We start from the raw sequence: 15,638 nt of genomic DNA, 5'->3' as shown, positions 1-15,638 counted from the left end.
GAAATTGATGGAAATCTGTATAGCGACATGAATGAAAAAATAGAAGCAGAAGCATAAGCATAAGCATAAGAAAAGCGACAGGTGCGGGGGCATCTGTCGCTTTTTTCATTCAACGATATTCTGCTCTTTTCTTATAACTGTTAGCGATGTCATAGCGCCAACAAATATGATGGTGATAAATGAGTACAGGAACTTTTCAATACCGACAATTTTTAAACCGCTTAAAATGACCAATCCATCAATTGCAAATATTAAAGCGCCGATATTAATAGGGAGGAGCTTTGTCATCAGCTGTGCCAGCAGGTCAGTCCCCCCTGTACTGGTTTCATAACGGAGCATAAGGCCGATCCCAAAACCGACCAGGCAGCCGCCTAAAATCGAGCTGGGCAATATGGAAAGATCGAAATGACCTCGGATAGCAGAAAGCAAATCAATTATGAAGGATGAAATCAGGAGTCCGTGCAGACTATAGAAAAAATATTTCTTCTCATAAAACCAGGCAAGTACATACAATGGAATGCTTAAGACAATCATGCTCAATCCAGTGGGAAGCTCGTAATAATAATGGAGGATCAGCCCAATGCCAATAATGCCCCCATCTAGCAAATGGTGAGGGACAAGGAAACCGTTAATGCCTATCCCTAATAATAAACTTCCAATTAAAGTTGCAAACAGCTTTTCATACATAAGCTATCACCCTAACTTGTCCAATTCTATACTTATAGAATATGAATGGTCGGGTATTAAATAGAAGCGTTAAAAAACAAAAAAGCTTGTCCGATTTGGACAAGCTTTTGTTATAAGGGATTCCGCTTTTCTTTTTAGTGCGGCAGGAATGCGAGCTGATAAAAGAATAGCACGGCAAATAAATAAACCAGCGGATGAACTTCTCTCCATTTGCCTTTTACCACTTTCATAAGAGGATAAGCGATGAATCCAAGCGCAATTCCTGTTGCAATGCTGGATGTCAGCGGCATGCTTAAGATAATCAGAAATGCAGGGAATGCTTCATCAAGTTCATTCCACTTAATATGTGAAATGCTGCCCATCATCAGGCTTCCAACGATGATCAGGGCTGGTGCAGTAATGGCAGCAAGTCCTGATACCGCACTGACAAGCGGTCCGAAGAAAGCTGCAGCCAGGAACAAACCTGCAACAGTCAAGGTTGTTAATCCTGTTCTTCCGCCCGCTGACACACCTGTAGAAGATTCAATATAAGCTGAAGTCGGGCTTGTACCAAACATGGCACCGATAGAAGTAGCGATGGAGTCTGACAAAAGCGCCTCACGAGCTCTAGGCATCGTATTGCCCTTCATTAATCCCGCCTGCTGGGCCACACCGATCATCGTTCCAGTCGTATCAAAAATCGTTACAAGCAGGAAGGAGAAAACTACTGCGTATAAACTATGCTGGATAACATCTCCGATTGCTTCGAATGGATTTAAAATGATGATCCCATCCGGAAGCGTAGGCAGCGAAACAAATCCTTGTTCAAAAGAGAGCTGGCCGGTAAAGAAGGCAATTAAGGCTGTGAGAATCATTCCGAAAAATAAAGCCCCATTAACCCCAAGTGTCATAAGAATTAAAGTCACAGCAAGACCGACCAGAGCAAGAATGGATTGTGGAGAATGCAAGTCCCCGAGTGCAACAAGATTTGTTGGGTGGCTTGTAATCAGCCCAGTTAACCGTAAGCCGATAAATGCAATAAATAAGCCGATTCCAGCAGTAATTCCGTGCTTTAAATTATCCGGTATTGCAATGATCAGTTTTTCCCGGAAAGGGGTAAGCGACAATATAATGAAGATAATACCAGCAATAAATACTGCTGAGAATGCAGTCATGTAATCAATATTTCCATGTGTGCCGACAACGGAATAGGCAAAATAGGCGTTCAGGCCCATTCCCGGTGCGATGGCAATCGGATAATTGGCGAACAGTGCCATCCAAAGAGTACCTGCAACGGTTGCGATAATGGTTGCGGAAAAAACTTGCTCAAAAGGTACACCTGCATCAGATAATATGACAGGGTTAACAACCACTATATAAACCATAGTTAAGAAAGTGGTGATGCCTGCCAGAACTTCGGTCTTTACGTTTGTTTGATTTTCTTTTAATTTGAACATATAAAGTCCCCCATAAACTAAAACTTCTTTCAGCTTGTATGTGTTATCAATAAATACGAACGTTAAGAAAGCACAAATTATATAATATTCGTTTTTGATATAGATTTCAAGACCTTAATGTTATTATTCTATATATTGGCGGTTTCATCCTTATATAAAGAAAAAAGCTTGGATACGGAAACTTGCTTTCCATGAAACAGCTATTATATAAAAATGTGTTGATTATCAATGGAGTATGCTTATACACTATTGTCAAACAGTAACGAAATGGGGTTGGCCTATGTTTGCAAATCTTAAAACAATGAACTTGAGTCAGCAGGCCGAATATTTAACAAAGGCCCTTGTGCAGATGAAGAGCTACAATCATTCGGATGGAGAAAAGCATAAAGCTGACTTTTTAAAAGAAATAATACACTCGTACCCATCTTTTTATAATAATGATAATTTAGTATGGACTCAGGAAATACCTGGTGATGAATTGGGCCGCAAGAATGTGTTTGCCTTCCTCAAGGGGCGTTCCAGAGGCAAAAAAACTATTATATATCTGGCGCATTTAGACACGGTCGGCACAGAGGACTTTGGCCCGATTCAGGGCATGGCCCATGATCCCGATAAGCTGCAGGAGTTCTTTGTACAATATGGCTCTGATCCGGAAGTGCAGGAAGATGCCCGGTCTGAGGAGTGGCTTTTTGGCAGAGGAGCCTTGGATATGCAGAGCGGAATTGCTGTCCATCTGGCCAATCTCTTGTTTTTCTCGGAAACTCCCGACGAATTGGACGGCAATTTGCTTGTCATGTTTAATGCTGATGAAGAGGGCGAGCATAAAGGAAGCAGAGCCGCCCTGTCCGAATTGCTAAGGCTGAAAGAAAAAATGGGCCTGGAATATCTGGCTGCAATTAATAATGATTTTATCTCGCCATTGTATGATGGGGACACCACAAAGTATATATACACCGGTACAGCGGGAAAAATCCTGCCGTGTTTTTCTATTTTCGGAAGGGAGACCCATGCAGGTGAAAGTCTTGCGGGGATTGATCCAACTTTGATTGCTGCAGAGCTGACCGCCCGTATAAGCCAGAATTTTCAGCTGACTGAGAAGCTTGAAGGGGAGCTGGTGCTTCCTCCAAGCTGTTTATATATGAGAGATGATAAAAAACGCTATGATGTTCAGACGGCAGTCGGCTGCAGGGTTTACTTCAATTACTTTTTCTATGAAAAACCCCTGAAGCAGCTCTCGAAAGAACTGGGGATGATTGCCGAAGATGCAGCCATTGCAGTAGAGCACCGGCTGAAAGGTGCCTATAAAGATTTTCGGACTGTCAATAAGCTGCCGGAAAGACAGCTGGATTGGGGAACAGAGGTGACGCCTTTAGAGGATTTTCTTGTTTACCTTGAAGAGAAGGGCATAGATACAGTGAGTGTTATGGAAGAAGCAAGGAAGCAAAGCTCGCTTAAAGAAACCGATGCCAGAATGATTGCTTTTGATATTGTAGAAGCTTTACACCAATCAGACCCTGAGAAGAAACCTAGAGTGGTTTTATTTTATGGAACACCTTTTCTTCCTGCCAACACGGTTGATGTGAATGCAGAAAGAGGAATCTTTTTGAAAAATTGCCTGGAGGAAGTGCTTGCTGAAGAGGCTAAGAAAGCAGGTGAAGCATTCAGGGTCCGCAAATATTTTCCCTACTTATCTGACGGAAGCTTCCTATCTTTTGACGGCTCGGATGAGGATATACAATCTCTAAAAAAGAACTTTCCTGCTATAAAAAGCCTTTTTCCCATTCCATTAAAGGCAATGAGAGATTTAAGCATTCCTGTCATTAACCTTGGAGTTTATGGGAAGGCTGGCCATAAGTGGACTGAACGGGTCTATAAACCATATACGTTTAAAGTTTTGCCTGAGATCATCCGAAAGCTTACAAGCAGAATACTTCAAAAGCCGGGAAAATAGTTCCCGGCTTTCTTCAACCTAGTAACTTTAATATAGCAGTAACGTCTAATGTAAGGGAAAAGAATCAGGAGGCGGTGGCAGAATGATAAGAGCTGTAATTTTTGATTTTGATGGAACCATTGTAGACACAGAGTCTTTATGGTATGAGGTCTTTAAACAAACCCTGTCAGAAGATTATGGATTTGAGCTTGGGCTGGAGGATTTTGCGAAGGGCATTGGCACCACAGATGATATTCTATTTAATTATATTGACAGTAAATTAGGTATTCAAATTAATCGAGAATCTGTTCAGGAAAAAACAGAAAAAGCATTCAATAGTCAAAGGGATATTTTAATTCTGAGGGAAGGGATTAAGGACCTAATAGAAAAGTGCATTGAAAAAGGCCTTAAGCTTGGAGTTGCATCCAGCTCCGGCAGGGATTGGGTTAAGCATTATCTGAACCATTTTGGAATTGAGGGTCAATTTCAAACGATTAAAACAAAAGAAGATGTTGAAAAAGTAAAGCCTGATCCGGCTCTTTACATAAAAGCACTAGAAGAAATGGGCGTCGAGCCGGGAGAAAGTCTGGCCATTGAAGATTCCGTAAATGGATCAATCGCAGCTGTTCAGGCAGGAATGCACTGTGCGGCTGTTCCGAATGATGTGACGCATTTCCTCTCTTTTCACGAAAAGGTTATGCGGTATAAAGCTTTCTCTGAAATTCCCATTGATGAATTGATAACTGAAAAAGACAAGGGATAAGCCCTTGCCTTTTTATATCCTCTTAACTGAAATAGCATTCCGCATCTTGTGGAGTGCTTTTTTGCCATCTTCTTTTCTTGCCATCATGACGTTCACATATAGCGCGTCAATAATACTTAGCTGCGCAATCCGGGAAGATAGGGCCTCAGAGCGGTAATCGGTTTCTTCTGCTACTGTGAAAAGTGAGATATCAACATTCTGGCTGAGCGGTGATTTTGCAAAATTTGTAATGGCAATGGTTTTCACCTTATTTTGTTTTGCCACATTAAGAACCTGAATGACATCCTTTGTTGTTCCGGAGTGAGAAATAAAAACTGCCACATCATTCTCGGTCAGCTGCGAAGCCGACATTAGCTGCAAATGCGAATCGCTGTTTGCCAGCACAGTAATGCCGGTGCGGATGAATTTGTGGTAAGCATCCATCGCGATAATACTGGATCCGCCGCTCCCGACAAATTCGACTTTATTTGCATTCAATATTAGGTCGACGGCTTTTTCAAAAGCCCCCCCGCCAATGATTCCAAGGGTATCTTCAAGGGTCTTGATATTGGAGCGGAACACCTTTTCCGAAACAGTCAGGATTCCATCATCTTCATTAATGGTTTCATGAATATCCTTAATAGGTGTAACGATTTCCGACGCCAATGCTATTTTTAGAGCCTGATAGCCTTTAAAGCCAATCCGTTTGCAAAAACGGAATACAGTTGAATCAGCTATGCCAAGGTCATCAGCAAGCTGGTTAATGGAGCTGTGGACGATTTTTTCAGGGTGTTCAAGAATATAATCTGCAATCTTTTTTTCTTTATCGCTGAATTTTGCATAATGTGTTTTAATTCGGGCAAAACAATATAAGTTATCATGAACCATTTATGGGCAACTCCCTAAAATAAATTTCAAAAAATTTTTTCATTAGGTATAGAAGATAGAAGGGAATAAAGCGCTTTCTAAATTCAATTTCTATTATAATCGAAAAATATTTTTTTGAAAACGATTGCAAACAGAAAAATATTTTGTATAATAAAGTCACATACGAAAAAAATTTTCTTCATCCAGGAGGCAATTATGCAAGTAGGAATGATCGGTCTAGGAAAGATGGGATACAACTTATCCCTGAATTTAAAAGACCATGGACATGAAGTGACAGCATTTGATAAAGACAATAATATAATCGAAAAAATTTCTGCTGAAGGGATTAAAGGAGTCCCAACTATTGCGGAAATGGTCAACAATCTTACAAAGCCGCGTGTGGTATGGATGATGGTGCCTGCAGGTGATATTACAGAGGCAGTTATTGAGGAGACATCAGCACTTCTCGAAGAAGGCGATATATTAATCGATGGAGGCAACTCCAATTATAAGGAAACGCTGCGCAGAGCTGAAATGCTGCAGGAAAAAGGAATTTATTTCTTCGATTGCGGTACAAGCGGCGGTATGGAAGGTGCACGCAATGGGGCATGCACAATGATTGGCGGGGATGCGGAAGTTTTTAAAACAATTGAGCCAATTTTTAAGGATATTACTGTGGAAAACGGCTATATGTATGCCGGAAGAACAGGAAGCGGCCATTTTCTGAAAATGGTACATAACGGAATTGAGTACGGCATGATGCAGGCAATTGCGGAGGGATTTGAAATCCTTGAAAAGAGCCCGTTTGACTATGATTATGAAAAAGTCGCTAAAGTTTGGAATAACGGTTCTGTAATTCGTTCATGGCTAATGGAACTAACTGAAAATGCATTCTCGAAGGATGCTAAGCTTGATGGCTTAAAAGGTGTCATGCATTCATCCGGTGAAGGGAAGTGGACGGTTGAAACAGCCCTTGATCTACAGACAGCTGCTCCAGTCATTACCATGTCATTAATGATGCGATACCGCTCACTGGAAGAAGATACATTCTCGGGTAAAGTGGTCGCTGCACTAAGAAATGAATTTGGCGGACATGCAGTAGAAAAGAAATAAACTTTTTTGGGAACTGGACTAGCTGCCAATGGCAGCTTTCCAAATCCCGCAGATATATATTTTTATCAAAAATGAAAACGCTTCAAATACAAAGGGGGAAAATGAAATGTCAGGCTCAACGTTAATATTAGTAGCGATGGCTGGTATCTTCTTGTTATTATTCTTAGTTATGAAAACGAAGCTTCATGCTTTTGTAGCTTTATTGCTTGTGAGTTTGCTAGTTGGGATTGCAGCAGGGATGCCGCTTGATGGTGTAATTCAATCAGTCCAGAATGGGATGGGCGGAACACTTGGTTTCGTAGCTGTTGTTGTGGGTCTTGGTGCAATGTTTGGCCGTATGCTCGAGGTTTCTGGAGGTGCTGAACGTCTTGCACAGACAATGATCAAGAAATTCGGTGAAGATAAAGCTCAATGGGCGCTAGGTATTACAGGTTTTATTGTCGCAATTCCAGTATTTTTTGATGTTGGTTTTATCATTCTTGTGCCGATTGTTTATGGTCTGGCAAAGAAAACAGGAAAGTCATTGCTTTACTACGGGATTCCGCTTTTAGCCGGTTTGGCAGTTACACATAGCTTTATTCCGCCGACTCCGGGACCGATAGCTGTAGCAGATTTAATTGGTGCTGATCTTGGCTGGGTAATTTTATTTGGTGTTATTGCCGGTATTCCTTCTATGATTATCGCGGGTCCTTTGTTTGGTAAGTATATCGCGAAAAAAATACATGTATCGGTTCCAGATTATATGCAAATAGAGGAAAAAGAATATGACAAAGAGCTTCCGAGCTTTGCGCTAATTGCAAGCATCATTTTCATTCCGCTGGTTTTAATCCTTCTAAATACTGTATCAGGTGTTATTTTGGAAGAAGGAAATGGATTAAGAGCATTCTTCACCTTTATGGGTCACCCTTTTGTTGCCTTGACTTTGGCTACTTTACTGGCATTCTACAGTCTTGGAACAAAACGCGGTTACTCCCGTCAGGAAGTCCAGGATATTGCTACAAAGTCTTTAGAGCCGGCAGGGATTATCATCCTTGTTACTGGTGCCGGAGGTGTTTTCAAACAGGTCCTGATTGATTCAGGTGTTGGACAGGTATTGGGAGATATGATGGCTGCTTCCGCCCTGCCTCCAATCCTCCTGGCCTTTCTGATTTCTACTTTTGTACGTGTTGCCCAAGGTTCAGCCACTGTAGCCATGGTTACAGCTGCAGGATTGATGGCTCCGCTTATTGAAACAATGGGACTTGAAGGTCCGGTACTTGGATTGATTGTTATCTCCATTGCGGCCGGCGCAACGATATTCTCACATGTTAACGACTCTGGCTTCTGGCTTGTGAACCGCTATTTCGGCCTTGACGTTAAAGATACACTGAAATCATGGACAGTGATGGAAACATTAATTGCTTTAGTCGGGTTTGCGACAGTATTTATACTTGGCTTCTTTATTGCCTAAAATTAAATGAAGAAGAAGGGAAGTGGCGACTTGTTAGAGCCGCTTCCTTCTTCAGTTTTTAAGTGACGCTTTTTCAGAATTGTTTTTGAAAGGAGATTATCAATGTCTGCAACAAAATATGTAATCGGTACGGATATTGGAACAACAAGTACAAAATCAGTATTATTTGACCATAACGGTAAAGTTCTTGGGAAATACACAATTGAGTATCCTCTTCATACTCCTAATCCTTCGACTGCAGAACAGGACCCGGAAGAAATTTTTCAAGCTGTTCTAGGAACCCTTAGAGGCTGCATAAAGGAATCAAATGTTAGAGCTGAGGATATTACATGCGTGTCCTTCAGTTCAGCCATGCATAGTGTCATAGCTGTCGACGCAGATGGGGTGCCATTGACAAACAGCATTACCTGGGCTGATAACCGCAGTGCAAAATGGGCTGAAAAGATAAAAAAGGAAATGAATGGCCATGAAATATACTTACGGACTGGAACGCCTATTCATCCGATGTCACCTCTGTCGAAAATCCTTTGGCTGAAAAATGAGCAGGAGGAAATATTCAAGCGCACCAGCAAATTTATCTCCATTAAAGAGTATGTTTTTCACAAATTATTTAGTGAGTACATCGTTGATTATTCAATAGCATCAGCTACTGGAATGTTTAATTTGAAGAAGCTGGACTGGGATAAAGAAGCGGTAGAGTCTGCTGGAATTACAGCCGAAAAACTGTCGAAGCCTGTTCCAACTACTTATTCTGTAAGAGGGATGAAAGAGGAATTCAGAAAACTGACTGGTTTAAGCTTGGATACCCCATTTGTTGTAGGTGCCAGTGACGGAGTCCTTTCCAACCTTGGAGTTAATGCGATTGATCCAGGAGTGGTGGCTGTAACGATCGGAACCAGCGGAGCGATCCGTGCTGTAACCGATAAGCCCGTAACCGATCCAAAAGGAAGGATCTTCTGCTACGCTCTAACAGAAAAACACTGGGTTATTGGAGGACCGGTAAATAATGGAGGCATGCTTTTCCGCTGGGTGCGCGATGAATTCGCTGCATCAGAAGTTGAAACGGCCAAGCGTCTGGGAATTGATCCTTATGATGTATTAACAAAGATTGCATCAGGAGTTGCACCTGGATCAGATGGCCTGATTTTCCATCCTTATATGACAGGAGAACGCGCACCTTTATGGAATGCCAACGCAAGGGGGTCATTCTTTGGTCTGAGCCTTCACCATAAAAAAGAGCATATGATCCGTTCTGTGCTTGAAGGGGTTATCTATAATTTATATACTGTATTGCTTGCTTTAGAGGAGCTGACAGGGGAGCCGAAGAGGATTCAGGCAACGGGAGGATTTGCCAGATCAGATCTTTGGCGCCAAATGATGGCCGATATTTTCAATCAGGAAGTTGTTGTGCCTGAAAGCTATGAAAGTTCTTGCCTGGGAGCGGCTATTCTTGGATTATATGCTTTAGGGGTGGTTGAGGACTTAAATGTTGTCTCCGATATGGTAGGTGCAACGTTTAGCCATCAGCCGAAGGAAGAGGATGCAAAAGTATACAGGGAGTTAATGCCGATTTATATACGCTTATCGCGTTTGTTTGAAAATGAATATGAAAGTCTTTCAGATTTTCAAAGAAAATATTTAGGATGAAAAAAAGGAGCGGGCTCAGCCTGCTCCTTTTTAAAATTATTATTAAAAAATGGCATTCAATATTAAATAGACAATGCCAGCTAAAGTAGCTGATATTGGCAAGGTGATTACCCATGTAATAAGCATTCTCTGCGCTGTACCCCATTTTACTCCCTTAAGTCTGTGGGCAGAACCTACACCCAGGATAGAAGAGGAGATAACATGAGTAGTACTGACTGGCAAATGGATATATGTAGCGCCAAAAATGATCATTGCACCTGTTAAGTCTGCTGCCACTCCATTTATTGGCCGGATCTTCATAATTTTTCCGCCGACCGTTTTGATAATTTTCCAGCCGCCGATGGAAGTCCCAAGCCCCATGGCTAAAGCACAGGAAAACTGTACCCAGAAAGGAATATCTGTTGAAGTGACATAATTGTTTGCAATAAGTGCCATTGTAATAATACCCATAGCTTTCTGTGCATCATTTGTTCCATGTGTATATGATTGCAGTGCGGCAGTGAAAATTTGGAACAGCCTGAAATTCCTGTTTGTTTTAGTGAGGTTGTTGTGTTTAAAAACGATCTTGAAAATGCTGTAAACAATAAAACCGGCTGCAAATGCAATTAACGGCGAAAAGATAAGTGCTTGAAGAATTTTTAAAAATCCCTGATAATTTAAAGCTGAAAATCCTGCTGCCGCAATCGCAGCACCGGCTATCGAGCCTATGATCGCATGGGAAGAGCTGCTTGGGATGCCATAATACCAAGTCAGCAGATTCCAGAATATCGCAGCGATTAAAGCGGCTAGAATGACAAGAGATCCATTCTGCAAGGTAAAAGGGTCCACAATATCTTTGGTAATGGTTTTTGCAACTCCAGTAAATGTCATGGCACCAACAAAGTTCATGACTGCTGCCAAAACGATGGCATGTCTTGGTTTAAGAGCCTTGGTGGAGACCGAGGTAGCTATTGCGTTTGCTGTATCATGAAAACCATTGATAAAGTCAAATGCCAGGGCCCCAATGACAATTAAGATCGTTATAATAAATATTGCATCCATTGTGATCGCCCCTTAAGCATTTTTCATAATGATGGTTTCAAGCGTATTGGCGACATTTTGGCAGCTGTCAGCAATTTCTTCCAAAGTTTCATAAATTTCTTTATATTGAATGATTCGAATAGGATCTTTTTCTGTGGCAAAAAGATGCTTGATTGACTGACGGCGGACTCCATCACATTTGGATTCGTAATCTTTTATTTTGATTGCATGCTCTCTGATCTGCAGTAATTTCTTAGTTGAAAGAAGTACCACACATTTTTCAATTTCAATTGCACAGTTTTTAATCGCATCAACGAACTTCAGCATAAATTCATCTGCCTGTGTCATTGAATACATTTCAAATAAATCTGCACATTCTTCAAAACCATCCAGCACATCATCCATGCTCATAGCGAGGTGGAGGATATCTTCCCTTTCAATAGGCGTAATAAAAGCGTTATTTAATTCTTTAATGACTTCATGAACATAGGAATCTCCTTTTGTTTCATAATCCTTCATTGTTTTTGAAAAGGTTTTTAAATCACTGACATTGTTAATCTTATAGTCGGCAAAGTAAATTGCACTATCTTTTAAATTCACAGAAATATTGCTTAACAATGTGTTAAACTTGTCCTTCTTCTTAAAAACCATTTTTTTACCCCCAATTATTTTAGGAAAAATTCAATCAAACGTAACTATTTTATACGAAATCGACAAAATATGATAGTTTTTTTTATTACAATAATATTCCCTAGATTATGGAGAATAAACGAAAAGCCCATTTATAACTGAAAGAGACACCGCCAAACTCGGCGGTGTCTTAATTATGGGGATAACTATCTATCCTTTCAGCCTTCCAATAAAATCCTGGAGCTTTTCCTGTGAATTCAAATTTTCATTGCATTTCTGGCTGTCCCGGCAAATGTAATTCCCTTTCTTTGTATAGGTGCCAAGCGAAGCCCCTTTGATTTCAGTTAAGAACAAGCCTGTTTCTTCGAATTTGCTGCAGATGGAACAGATTCCTTTTTTGCTCAGCGGTTTAAATGTTCCAACTAAACCAGTCAGTTTGCCATTCAGCAGGCTAATCATATACTTCCTGTTTGTGCCTTTGTCATCCCATCCCAAGTAGCTTATTTCCCTGAAATCAATATCTTCAAGTGCTGGTATCTTTAATTTTTTTGCTTTAGGGAACAGCTTTTTGATGGATTGTTCTGTCAAAGATGGAAACGGTATCACATAATCTTTTATTTGTGCCAAGAAGGCATCAGCCTGATCTCTTTCTTTTATATCAACAACTGGGGAAAGAAGCTGTTTTTGTTCCTCGCTAATTTCTTCAAAAAGGCTTAATACCTTCTCAGCCGAAAGTGATTTCAGTGCATTCAGCACTCCTGTATCATTGACAGAGGCATGGCCATTGATTAACACTTGCGTCTGAGATTTTATAAAATTATATTGATCATTTCTGATGAAAGGTTCCATTATTCCCACTCCTATACCTTCAGCACCTTTATATATCACCTTCACTTTAAAAGAATTACATAAAAATGTAAATGTATAGAACGATTAGGAAATGAACTTGGCATATGAAAAAGCACTGAACAAGGTTCAGTGCGAATAATTCACTTTTTATAAACTATTTTCTTGATTGTTTCTACTGAAAGAAAATGTTCTTCCGCCAATTGGCTGATTGTTTTGCCGTTTTGGAAGGCACCTTTAATAGAATGGTTCCTTTCCTCCAGTGCCTTTCTTGCTCCAGAGCGGGTGCCCCATTTTTGGTAGGCTTTTTCAGGCTTGGGGATATAAATGGCCTCACCCTGAACATATTTTTGAATTTCTGCTATCAAATTCTCCGGTAAAACGGCATTCGCTTTTACATAACTCATTTCTGCCAGCTCCTTATTATTTTTGACAATAAAAAATGAATAAGGTGCAAAGCCGATATCAGAAATGGTTTCATCTGAATGGGCGATAATATTTAGTCCATTACCGCCTCATGCAAAGTATCGCCACCAATATCAGGCTTTGCATGAGACGCTGCATTATCAGGCATTGCAATTGCAATGTCCACTTTCATCACCTCCTAAAAAGGGTTTTTCTATATTATAAATTAACATGATTCCCAATGCATTTAACACCCCAATTCGACAAAGCCAAATCAGTTCCTGACCCTTGCTTCTTGCAGATTTTTCTGATAATATATTTTTCTGCCCACGCGTACGCTCATATGTATTTCTCCATTGCGGCTGAAAAACAATTGAAAGGAGAAACATATGCCATCTGAATTCGAACACCCCGATTTTCAGCAGGAAATTCAGCGGCTGGAATTTACGAAACGTTATATTGATGTCGTAATTAAAACATCAGAATCCAGCAAAGATAAATTTCAGGAGAATATGAAAGAAGCTTTCGAAGACGTTGATTGGCTTGAATCAAGTTTAAGTTACTCTTCTTTACTGACAAATGCCCGTTTTTTTGAGATGTCCAAAGATGAATTAAAACAATTGAAAAAAGCACGGAAAAAGCCTTATTTCGCCAGAATAGATTTCCTAAGGGAAGATTTAAATGAAAAAGAGATTTTATACATAGGCAAAACTTCATTGTATTCAAGGGAGAACCAGGAGCAGATTATTGTTGACTGGCGATCTCCGATAGCCAATTTATACTATGAAGGCAGGCTGGGTAAGGTTCAATACCATTCCTATGAAGAAAGCTTTACAGGCCATCTCTCATTGAAACGGCAATATATGATTGAAGACGGGGTTCTGGATGAGATCCGGGATATAGACCTCACGACTACAGATGAATTACTTCAGGAATCACTGTCTAAAAGCTCAAGCAACCGCCTCACAGACATTATTTCAACCATACAGGAAGAACAGAACAAAATAATACGCGCTGATTTGAATAAGCCCATTATTGTTCAGGGGGCAGCAGGCAGCGGCAAGACAACAATTGCCCTGCACAGGATAAGTTATTTCATTTACCAGTACAAAGAAAATTTTGCGCCTGAACAGCTTATGATTCTGGCACCGAGCAGGCTATTCATTGATTATATTTCAGAAGCTCTTCCAGAGCTTGGGGTAGAAAGAGTCCGCCAGACTACCTACCAGGAATTTGTGCTGGCATGTCTTGGTGAAAAACTTAAAATGGATGATGACAGTAAATTGGTGAATTTGCTCGAAGGCCATGGCAGTGAAGAAGCAAACCTTGCAGCCTGGGCATCTTCCATTAAAGGATCGCCTGTTTTTCAGGTAATCCTCGCCAATTACCTAAAAGAAATTTATAATAGCTTTTGCCCAAGTGATGATTTTATGGTAGATAAATTCAGGCTGTTCAGCCATAAGAAATTCTTCCAGCTTTTTTTGGTGGATTACAATTATCTCCCTCTTTATCGAAGGCTCGAAAAATTAAAGGCTGTGCTTCAAAACGATCTTGCTAAGAAAAAGAAAAATATCATAAAGAAAATGGAAGCGTATTATGACGAGAGGATCGAAAGGGCACTTTACAGAGGGAAAGACCCTGAAAAAAGAAGGCAATATGTTTCAGATGCGCTTGATAAAAAAGCAGCCAGACTGGAAGAATTAAAGAAAAGCTTCAGAACTGCTGTGCCAAAATACATGAAACAATTTCCGAAAAAAAGCCTGGTCCGTTACTATAAAGACCTGTTTGAAGACTCCATCCGTCTTTCAAGATTATCAGGCGGGAAATTGCCTGTAAGAGATGCAGAACTGCTATGTGAATATTGCCGGAAGTTGTTCAGAAAAAAAGTTTATGAGAGAGAAGACTTAGCTTTAATGCTTTACCTGCAGGAAAGCCTTTTTGGCATTCCTAAAGAGCTGAAGGCAAAAAATATCGTCATTGATGAAGCACAGGATTACAGCTTTATGGAGCTCCTCTCTTTAAAGAAGTCACTTGATACGGATATGTTCACATTAGTGGGTGATCTTGCACAGGGAATTCATTCTTACAGGGGATTAACAAGCTGGCAGGAGGTTCTAGACTTTATTTTTCCGCGTGCAACATATACAGAGCTTCAAAAAAGCTATCGTACTACAGTGGAAATCATGGAAAAGGCAAATGAATTGCTCAAGCTTCTTCCCTATTCATTCCCCGAAGTGGAGCCGGTTGTCCGCCATGGGAAAAGTCCTGAATTTATCAAGAGAGAGAATGGCCATGGGCTTGTACAGCAGCTTGAGGAACAGGTAATTTCATTAAAAAAAGAAAATTATAAAACGTTTGCAGTGATCGGGAAAACGATGAAAGACTGCCTGCTCATTCATGGCCTTTTTGAAGAGCATGCCAAACTCCCTTTTAAACTGCTGCAGGAGCAGGAAAGTATACCAAAGGATGAGATCGTCATCGTACCTTCCTACTTGGCAAAGGGCCTCGAATTTGATGCGGTCATGATTCTGTCACTTGAAGAAGAATTTTCCAAAGAATATGAATTGGATATTAAGCTTCTTTATGTTGCCATGACAAGGCCTCTGCATCGATTATATTTCTATGGACTGGAAAAAAACAATTTTATTATAGGATAGTACTTTTAGCAGCTGATTTTTCAGGCTGCTTTTTTTTGATTAGATTGCTTCGTAATTCAAAAAAAATTTATAGTCCATTGTTTAGGACATTTTTTCTCCGGGAAAATCAATCTTACATATGAAGGGATGGCGAAAAACCGCGATATAACAATCCCGGCATTTGCCGTTTATATAGATCGGCTATTGCATCCCAGGGCAATCGCTTTTG

At 40.5% G+C, this 15,638-nt stretch carries 13 protein-coding genes; 6 read left to right on the top strand and 7 right to left on the bottom strand.

What is annotated here, in order from left to right; translation table 11 throughout:
• Window positions 1-105: 105 nt before the first annotated feature.
• Both ACEQ1T_RS04260 and ACEQ1T_RS04255 read right to left on the bottom strand, forming a co-directional pair.
• Entirely contained in the window at window positions 106-687 is a 582-nt protein-coding gene (locus tag ACEQ1T_RS04260; RefSeq protein ID WP_206834799.1) for a YitT family protein, read from the bottom strand.
• 134 nt (window positions 688-821) lie between these two features.
• Entirely contained in the window at window positions 822-2,123 is a 1,302-nt protein-coding gene (locus ACEQ1T_RS04255) for an NCS2 family permease (protein ID WP_370221840.1), read from the bottom strand.
• A 280-nt stretch (window positions 2,124-2,403) separates the two neighbouring features.
• Between ACEQ1T_RS04255 and ACEQ1T_RS04250 the strand changes: the two genes are divergently transcribed.
• Together ACEQ1T_RS04250 and ACEQ1T_RS04245 are read left to right on the top strand one after the other, a co-directional pair.
• On the top strand, window positions 2,404-4,074 hold the full coding sequence (locus ACEQ1T_RS04250; protein WP_370221839.1) for a M20 family metallopeptidase: 1,671 nt from the start codon (window positions 2,404-2,406) through the stop codon (window positions 4,072-4,074).
• A gap of 82 nt (window positions 4,075-4,156) precedes the next feature.
• Window positions 4,157-4,816: an HAD family phosphatase gene (locus ACEQ1T_RS04245; RefSeq protein WP_206834808.1), complete on the top strand. Its 660-nt coding sequence runs from the start codon at window positions 4,157-4,159 to the stop codon at window positions 4,814-4,816.
• A 12-nt stretch (window positions 4,817-4,828) separates the two neighbouring features.
• Here the strand turns inward: ACEQ1T_RS04245 and ACEQ1T_RS04240 are convergent, their stop codons facing one another.
• Window positions 4,829-5,683 (bottom strand): MurR/RpiR family transcriptional regulator, encoded by an 855-nt coding sequence (locus tag ACEQ1T_RS04240; protein WP_370221838.1) that lies wholly within the window; start codon window positions 5,681-5,683, stop codon window positions 4,829-4,831.
• Between the two features lie 195 nt (window positions 5,684-5,878).
• Here ACEQ1T_RS04240 and gnd point away from each other — a divergent pair, with 195 nt between their 5' ends.
• The 3 genes from gnd (at window position 5,879) to gntK (ending at window position 9,872) form a co-directional block, all read left to right on the top strand.
• Entirely contained in the window at window positions 5,879-6,775 is an 897-nt protein-coding gene (gnd, locus tag ACEQ1T_RS04235; protein WP_370221837.1) for a phosphogluconate dehydrogenase (NAD(+)-dependent, decarboxylating), read from the top strand.
• Between the two features lie 106 nt (window positions 6,776-6,881).
• A complete protein-coding gene (locus ACEQ1T_RS04230) occupies window positions 6,882-8,225 on the top strand; it encodes a GntP family permease (RefSeq protein WP_370221836.1) in 1,344 nt (447 codons plus the stop codon).
• Between the two features lie 102 nt (window positions 8,226-8,327).
• Window positions 8,328-9,872 carry a gluconokinase gene (gene gntK, locus ACEQ1T_RS04225; RefSeq protein ID WP_206834819.1) on the top strand — a complete coding sequence of 515 codons (1,545 nt, stop codon included), beginning with the start codon at window positions 8,328-8,330 and terminating at the stop codon, window positions 9,870-9,872.
• 42 nt (window positions 9,873-9,914) lie between these two features.
• Here the strand turns inward: gntK and ACEQ1T_RS04220 are convergent, their stop codons facing one another.
• The 4 genes from ACEQ1T_RS04220 to ACEQ1T_RS04205 all read right to left on the bottom strand — a co-directional run bounded on the left by ACEQ1T_RS04220 (window position 9,915) and on the right by ACEQ1T_RS04205 (window position 12,775).
• Window positions 9,915-10,913 (bottom strand): inorganic phosphate transporter, encoded by a 999-nt coding sequence (locus tag ACEQ1T_RS04220; RefSeq protein ID WP_206834821.1) that lies wholly within the window; start codon window positions 10,911-10,913, stop codon window positions 9,915-9,917.
• 12 nt (window positions 10,914-10,925) lie between these two features.
• Window positions 10,926-11,543 (bottom strand): DUF47 domain-containing protein, encoded by a 618-nt coding sequence (locus ACEQ1T_RS04215; protein ID WP_206834824.1) that lies wholly within the window; start codon window positions 11,541-11,543, stop codon window positions 10,926-10,928.
• Window positions 11,544-11,732: 189 nt separating this feature from the next.
• A complete protein-coding gene (locus ACEQ1T_RS04210) occupies window positions 11,733-12,371 on the bottom strand; it encodes a FusB/FusC family EF-G-binding protein (RefSeq protein ID WP_206834827.1) in 639 nt (212 codons plus the stop codon).
• A gap of 140 nt (window positions 12,372-12,511) precedes the next feature.
• Window positions 12,512-12,775, bottom strand: coding sequence for a CD3324 family protein (locus tag ACEQ1T_RS04205; protein ID WP_206834829.1), 264 nt, complete (start codon window positions 12,773-12,775; stop codon window positions 12,512-12,514).
• Between the two features lie 387 nt (window positions 12,776-13,162).
• Between ACEQ1T_RS04205 and helD the strand changes: the two genes are divergently transcribed.
• Window positions 13,163-15,430, top strand: a complete 2,268-nt coding sequence (gene helD, locus ACEQ1T_RS04200; protein WP_370221833.1) for an RNA polymerase recycling motor HelD — start codon at window positions 13,163-13,165, stop codon at window positions 15,428-15,430.
• Window positions 15,431-15,638: the final 208 nt, after the last annotated feature.

This window comes from Cytobacillus sp., from assembly GCF_964223445.1.
Classification (GTDB): Bacteria; Bacillota; Bacilli; order Bacillales; family Cytobacillaceae; genus Cytobacillus.
This window is presented reverse-complemented; position numbering and strand designations above follow the sequence as displayed.

Coding starts and splice junctions, on each gene's coding strand:
- ACEQ1T_RS04215 (WP_206834824.1), bottom strand. CDS start 11,543: ATGGTTTTTAAGAAGAAGGACAAGTTTAACACATTGTTAAGCAATATT.
- ACEQ1T_RS04210 (WP_206834827.1), bottom strand. CDS start 12,371: ATGGAACCTTTCATCAGAAATGATCAATATAATTTTATAAAATCTCAG.
- ACEQ1T_RS04205 (WP_206834829.1), bottom strand. CDS start 12,775: ATGAGTTATGTAAAAGCGAATGCCGTTTTACCGGAGAATTTGATAGCA.
- ACEQ1T_RS04260 (WP_206834799.1), bottom strand. CDS start 687: ATGTATGAAAAGCTGTTTGCAACTTTAATTGGAAGTTTATTATTAGGG.
- ACEQ1T_RS04255 (WP_370221840.1), bottom strand. CDS start 2,123: ATGTTCAAATTAAAAGAAAATCAAACAAACGTAAAGACCGAAGTTCTG.
- ACEQ1T_RS04245 (WP_206834808.1), top strand. CDS start 4,157: ATGATAAGAGCTGTAATTTTTGATTTTGATGGAACCATTGTAGACACA.
- ACEQ1T_RS04240 (WP_370221838.1), bottom strand. CDS start 5,683: ATGGTTCATGATAACTTATATTGTTTTGCCCGAATTAAAACACATTAT.
- ACEQ1T_RS04230 (WP_370221836.1), top strand. CDS start 6,882: ATGTCAGGCTCAACGTTAATATTAGTAGCGATGGCTGGTATCTTCTTG.
- gnd (WP_370221837.1), top strand. CDS start 5,879: ATGCAAGTAGGAATGATCGGTCTAGGAAAGATGGGATACAACTTATCC.
- helD (WP_370221833.1), top strand. CDS start 13,163: ATGCCATCTGAATTCGAACACCCCGATTTTCAGCAGGAAATTCAGCGG.
- ACEQ1T_RS04220 (WP_206834821.1), bottom strand. CDS start 10,913: ATGGATGCAATATTTATTATAACGATCTTAATTGTCATTGGGGCCCTG.
- ACEQ1T_RS04250 (WP_370221839.1), top strand. CDS start 2,404: ATGTTTGCAAATCTTAAAACAATGAACTTGAGTCAGCAGGCCGAATAT.
- gntK (WP_206834819.1), top strand. CDS start 8,328: ATGTCTGCAACAAAATATGTAATCGGTACGGATATTGGAACAACAAGT.